6 protein-coding genes are annotated in these 5,242 nt (G+C 63.9%); 3 read left to right on the forward strand and 3 right to left on the reverse strand.

The window, feature by feature from the left end; translation table 11 throughout:
- From LPZ50_RS21375 to LPZ50_RS21385, 3 genes are all read left to right on the forward strand, one after another.
- A partial coding sequence (locus tag LPZ50_RS21375) for a DUF3426 domain-containing protein (RefSeq protein ID WP_230664747.1) occupies nucleotides 1-763 on the forward strand: 763 nt, incomplete at its 5' end.
- A 12-nt stretch (nucleotides 764-775) separates the two neighbouring features.
- Nucleotides 776-1,717 (forward strand): carbohydrate kinase family protein, encoded by a 942-nt coding sequence (locus LPZ50_RS21380; protein WP_230664749.1) that lies wholly within the window; start codon nucleotides 776-778, stop codon nucleotides 1,715-1,717.
- Between the two features lie 195 nt (nucleotides 1,718-1,912).
- Entirely contained in the window at nucleotides 1,913-2,416 is a 504-nt protein-coding gene (locus LPZ50_RS21385; protein WP_230664751.1) for a glycine zipper 2TM domain-containing protein, read from the forward strand.
- Nucleotides 2,417-2,509: 93 nt separating this feature from the next.
- On the opposite strand, the gene LPZ50_RS21390 is transcribed toward LPZ50_RS21385, so the two are convergent.
- From LPZ50_RS21390 to LPZ50_RS21400, 3 genes are all read right to left on the reverse strand, one after another.
- On the reverse strand, nucleotides 2,510-3,073 hold the full coding sequence (locus LPZ50_RS21390; protein WP_230664753.1) for a YggT family protein: 564 nt from the start codon (nucleotides 3,071-3,073) through the stop codon (nucleotides 2,510-2,512).
- A 133-nt stretch (nucleotides 3,074-3,206) separates the two neighbouring features.
- Nucleotides 3,207-3,812, reverse strand: coding sequence for a histone H1-like DNA-binding protein (locus LPZ50_RS21395; RefSeq protein ID WP_230664755.1), 606 nt, complete (start codon nucleotides 3,810-3,812; stop codon nucleotides 3,207-3,209).
- Nucleotides 3,813-4,127: 315 nt separating this feature from the next.
- Nucleotides 4,128-5,242, reverse strand: a 1,115-nt coding sequence (locus LPZ50_RS21400) for a ribonucleotide-diphosphate reductase subunit beta (protein ID WP_230664757.1), incomplete at its 5' end; no start/stop codon positions are given.

Here is a 5,242-nt window from a genome sequence, read left to right on the forward strand (position 1 = left end):
CGACGGGTCCGGCCACGAAGCGGATGCCGGTGATGAACCCATCGACGACGACACCGCCGACGCGCAGGCCTTCCATGGCGAGCCCGCCGTCGCCGCCCGGCCGGCGGCCGAAGGCCCCGCGGAACCCTCCCTGGGTACCGATGAATCGCACGTCACTGTCGAGCCGACCGTGCTGGGTGAGGCCCGCACGCGCTATTTCGGCGCTACCGACGTGGGCCGCTCGCCGCCTGAATTCCTGGACACCGATCAGCAGGAACGCCGCCGCTGGGTCAGCAGCCTGTGGGGCTACGCCTGCGTCGTCGGCCTGCTGCTGCTGGCCGTGCAACTGGTGTATGTGTACCGCTCGGCCATCGCCACCAGTGTGCCGGGCCTGCGGCCCTTGATGGTCAGCCTGTGCGAGCCGCTGGGCTGCCAGGTGGGATACGCGCGGCGCATCGAGCGCATTTTCATCACCTCGTCGTCGCTGCAGCCGCCGCGCGGCCAGGCCGGCGCCGCCGGCCACGACGATCTCAGCCGCCTGGTGCTGCGCATGACCATGCGCAATCGCTATGACAAGCCGCAGCACTGGCCCGCGCTGCTGCTCGACCTGACCGACATTTCCGATACCGTGGTGGTGCGCAAAGTGCTGCAGCCTTCCGATTACCTGCCCAAGGGGCAGCTTGGCCAGCCCTTCGAGGCCGGCGCCGAGATCACCGTCGAAGTGCCCATTGAAGTGGCCGGGGCGCATGTCAACGGTTATCAACTCGACAAATTCTTTCCCTGAGGAATGACAAGCATGACGGCTCCTGTCCTGGTTTGCGGATCGATGGCCTTCGATACCATTGCGGTGTTCGACGGGCGTTTCAAAGAACATATCCTGCCCGACCGCATCCAGTCGCTGAGCGTGTCTTTCCTGGTGCCGGCCATGCGCAAGGAATACGGCGGCTGCGCGGGCAACATTGCCTACAACATGAAGCTTCTGGGCGGCCAGCCCGTGCCGGTGGCCACCGTGGGCGAAGACGCCGCAGACTACCTGGAACGCTTCACGGGCCTGGGCATCGATACGTCGCGCCTGCGCGTGATGCCGGGCACGTTCACCGCCCAGTGCTTCATTACCACCGACCTCGAAGACAACCAGATCGCCGCTTTCCACCCGGGCGCCATGGAATTGTCGGCCCAGAACGATCTCAGCGATGCCCAGGCGGCCTGGGCCATTGTGGCGCCGGACGCCAAGGCCGGCATGTTCGCGCACGCCGAGCGCCTGCATGCGCGCGGCATTCCGTTCATTTTCGACCTGGGCCAGGCCATGCCGCTGTTCGACGGCGCCGATCTCGACCGTATGCTGGGCCTGGCCCAGGCGCTGACCGTCAACGACTACGAAGCCGGCGTGGTAGAACAGCGCACCGGCCGCAGCATGGCGCAGATTGCCGAGCAGTTGCAGGCCGTGGTGGTCACGCGCGGCGCGGAAGGCGCCACGCTGCTCACCGGCGGTGAAACCGTGCAGGTGGCGCCCGTGCGGCCCGGAGAAGTGGTGGACCCCACCGGTTGCGGCGACGCGCACCGGGCCGGGTTACTCTACGGGCTGACCAACGGCTGGAACTGGCTGGACAGCTGCCGCCTGGCCAACCTGATGGGGTCGATCAAGATTGCTTCGCGCGGCCCCCAGAACCACGCGCCCAGCCGGGCCGACATTGATGCGCAACTGCGCGCGGCCTACGGTATCGGCCTGCCTGCCTAGGAACCCGGGGGCTGGCGGGCTGTCAAAATGGCAGTATGCTGGCTCGGGCGGGCCAATTTACAAGGTGCTCGCCTGGGGATACGCTGTACAAGAAAGCCTGCTATAAAAGTTGCATGCTGTTTCGCAACCATGCTTTTGGCGCCAGCCAGAGTATTATCCGTTGCATAAAATAGCGGTACCGTCCAAGGAGCCCACATGAGCCAAATCCTGTCTTCTTCTGTTATCGCGCCGCGCGCCGGCCGTTGGGTGGCGGTGGCCGCCGTCGTTACGTCCCTGGCCCTGCTGGGCGGTTGCGCCAACCGCAGCGCGTCCAGCGGCGTGTATTCCTACGATCAGGCCCAGCGCGAACAAATCGTGCGCATCGGCACCGTCACCGGCGTGCGCCCCATTACCATCCAGGACGAACGCTCCAGCGGCGTGGGCATGATCGCCGGCGGTGCGTTGGGCGGCGTGGCAGGCAATGCCGTGGGCGGCGGCACGGGCCGCGCCCTGTCCACCGTGGGCGGCGCCATCCTGGGCGCCCTGGCGGGCAACGCGGTGGAAAACCGCGCTGGCCGTTCCTCTGGCCTGGAAATCACGGTTCGCCTGGATAACGGCGAAACCCGCGTGGTGGCGCAGGAAGCCGACGTGCCCATCAGCGTGGGCCAGCGCGTGCAGGTCATCAGCGGCGCGGGGCCCACCCGCGTGGCGCCGTATTGATCCCGGCGGGGGCGCCGCAAGGGCGCCCATCGCCAGGCCCAATGCAAAGCGCCCGCTATTCAGCGGGCGCTTTGCATTGGGCCGGCGGGTCGGTCAGATGCCGAACAGGCCGTAGGTAACGCGCGACAGCATCATCAGGGTGATCTGCGCCAGGATCAGCAGCACCAGCGGCGAGAAGTCGATGGCCGCGCCGCGCGGCAGAAGGCGCCGGATGGGGTCGAGCAGCGGCGCCGTCAGCGTTTGCAGCAATGCCATCAGCGGCGACATGGGGTTGATCCACGATAGGATCGCCTGCAGCAGCGTCAGCCACACGATCAGGTTCAGCGCCCATTTCACCACCATCAGCAGCGACGAAACCAGCATGCGGGGCAGCAGGGTGGCCGGAATGAGTGTGCCGGTTGCCAGCAGCCACATCAGTGCCATGAATACCAGCGCCGCCAGCCAGGCTGCCACCAGGCTAGTCCAGTCGACCGCGTTGCCGGCCGGCACGACTTTGCGTATGGGCAATACCAGCCAGTTGGTGACTTGGTATATGCCGCGGGCCAGCGGGTTGAAGGGGTGCAGACGCACCGCGTGAATCCAGGCGCGCGCCACCAGCGCGGCCCCGAACAGCGTGAAGGTGATTTCTAGAAGGAACTGGAGGATATCGCCAAACATGTGCGCGGTCTGCCAAAAAATAATGGTTTTTATTGTCGCATGGCTACATGGCAATGCAGGGGGAGCCAACGCAAAAACCGCCTGGCCGGAGCCAGGCGGTTAAGGGTACCGCTAAAGAACGGTTCCGTCCGGATTAGGGACGGCCGCCCGTCGGGAAGGGCCACGACGCGGCAGGATTCAGCGCGGTCTTGGCGCCCGGGGCAGCAGCCGTGGACGGCGGCGTAGCGGGCTTCTTGGGCGCAGCCTTCTTGGCAGCAGGCTTTTTCGCAGCAGGCTTCTTGGCCGCCTTCTTCGCCGGGGCCTTCTTGGCCGCCTTCTTGGCAGGCGCCTTCTTCACGGCCTTCTTGGCGACGGCTTTCTTGACGGCCTTCTTGGCTGCGACTTTCTTGACAGCCTTTTTGGCGACGGCCTTCTTGACAGCCTTCTTGGCGACGGCTTTCTTGACGGCCTTCTTGGCGACGACCTTCTTGACAGCCTTCTTGGCTACGGCTTTCTTCACCGCCTTCTTGGCAACCGCTTTCTTCACGGCTTTCTTGGCGACGGCTTTCTTGACAGCCTTCTTGGCGACCGCTTTCTTCACGGCCTTTTTCGCCGCGACTTTCTTCACGGCAGGTTTCTTGGCCGCAACCTTCTTCACTGCGACCTTCTTCACGGCCTTCTTGGCCGGGGCTTTCTTCACCGCCTTCTTGGCGGCGGGTTTCTTCACCGCCTTCTTGGCGGCTTTCTTGGCTGTTGCCATGGTTATGCTCCTTAGGTTCAGGGGTCCCAGAACTTAAACCCGTGCCGCTTTCCGTAAAACGGATCGCGCCCCGGGCTATTCATCGGCGCATGCCGCTGCCCCATGCGGGCGACAGCTACTACGGTTTGCGCTAATGAATTCGGCACAGCCATTTGATATGGCCCCCGCACTTTGCGCGAGCCATCTCAAATGGCGCCGGCAGGCGCCCGACATCGGGCAGCCCACCGCTTGGTACTGCGTATTCGAATACCCAGGCCGACGGAGCCGGCATCGCATCGCCGCGCAAGCCACTTTGCGCGCGGCGGCCGATGCACATTATTCCCAGCTCAGCGTCCCGCCAGTCTGGTATTCGATCACGCGTGTTTCGAAAAAGTTGCGTTCCTTTTTAAGGTCGATCATTTCCGCCATCCAGGGGAAGGGGTTTTCTTCCTGCGGATACAGCGGTTCTATCCCAATTTGCTGGCAACGGCGATTGGCGATGAAGCGCAGGTACGACTTGAACATGGGGGCGTTCAAGCCCAGCACGCCGCGCGGCATCGTGTCTTCGGCGTAAGCGTATTCGAGTTCTACCGCTTTTTGGAAGAGCCCACGGATTTCTTCGCGGAATTCCGGGGTCCAGAGGTGCGGATTTTCCAGCTTGATGGTGTTGATCAGGTCGATGCCGAAATTGCAGTGCATGGATTCATCGCGCAGGATGTACATGTACTGCTCGGCGGCGCCGGTCATCTTGTTCTGGCGGCCCAGCGCCAGGATCTGCGTGAACCCCACGTAGAAGAACAGGCCTTCCATCAGGCACGCGAACACGATCAGAGACTTCAGGAGTTTCTGGTCGGCTTCCGGGGTGCCCGTGTTGAAGTTAGGGTCGGCGATCGCGTCGATGAACGGGATCAGGAATTCGTCTTTGGCCCGGATGGACGGCACTTCGTTATAAGCGTTGAAGATCTCGGCTTCGTCCAGGTCGAGGCTTTCGACGATATATTGGTACGCGTGCGTGTGGATGGCTTCTTCGAATGCCTGGCGCAGCAGGAACTGGCGGCATTCGGGGGCGGTGATGTGGCGGTAGGTGCCCAGCACGATGTTGTTCGCGGCCAGCGAGTCGGCCGTGACGAAGAAGCCCAGGTTGCGCTTGACGATGCGGCGCTCGTCCTCGGTGAGCCCGTTCGGGTTCTTCCAGAGGGCGATGTCGCGCGACATGTTGATTTCCTGCGGCATCCAGTGGTTGGCGCAGGTGGCCAGGTATTTTTCCCAGGCCCACTTGTATTTGAACGGAACCAGCTGGTTTACGTCGGTCTTGCCGTTGATGATGCGCTTGTCGGCGACCTTGACGCGATGCGAGGCGGCTTCGGTGTCGGCCGCTGCCTGCTGGGGCGCGGCCGGCGTAGGCAGGGCCGAATCGCCGAACACGCCGGTGGCGGCGCGCGTCGGCTGGG

Source organism: Bordetella petrii (genome assembly GCF_020991325.1).
Lineage (GTDB): Bacteria > Pseudomonadota > Gammaproteobacteria > Burkholderiales > Burkholderiaceae_B > Bordetella_A > Bordetella_A petrii_E.

Excerpts from the sequence above, each read along its gene's own strand:
- LPZ50_RS21390 (WP_230664753.1), bottom strand. The coding sequence starts at position 3,073 with ATGTTTGGCGATATCCTCCAGTTCCTTCTAGAAATCACCTTCACGCTG.
- LPZ50_RS21385 (WP_230664751.1), top strand. The coding sequence starts at position 1,913 with ATGAGCCAAATCCTGTCTTCTTCTGTTATCGCGCCGCGCGCCGGCCGT.
- LPZ50_RS21395 (WP_230664755.1), bottom strand. The coding sequence starts at position 3,812 with ATGGCAACAGCCAAGAAAGCCGCCAAGAAGGCGGTGAAGAAACCCGCC.
- LPZ50_RS21380 (WP_230664749.1), top strand. The coding sequence starts at position 776 with ATGACGGCTCCTGTCCTGGTTTGCGGATCGATGGCCTTCGATACCATT.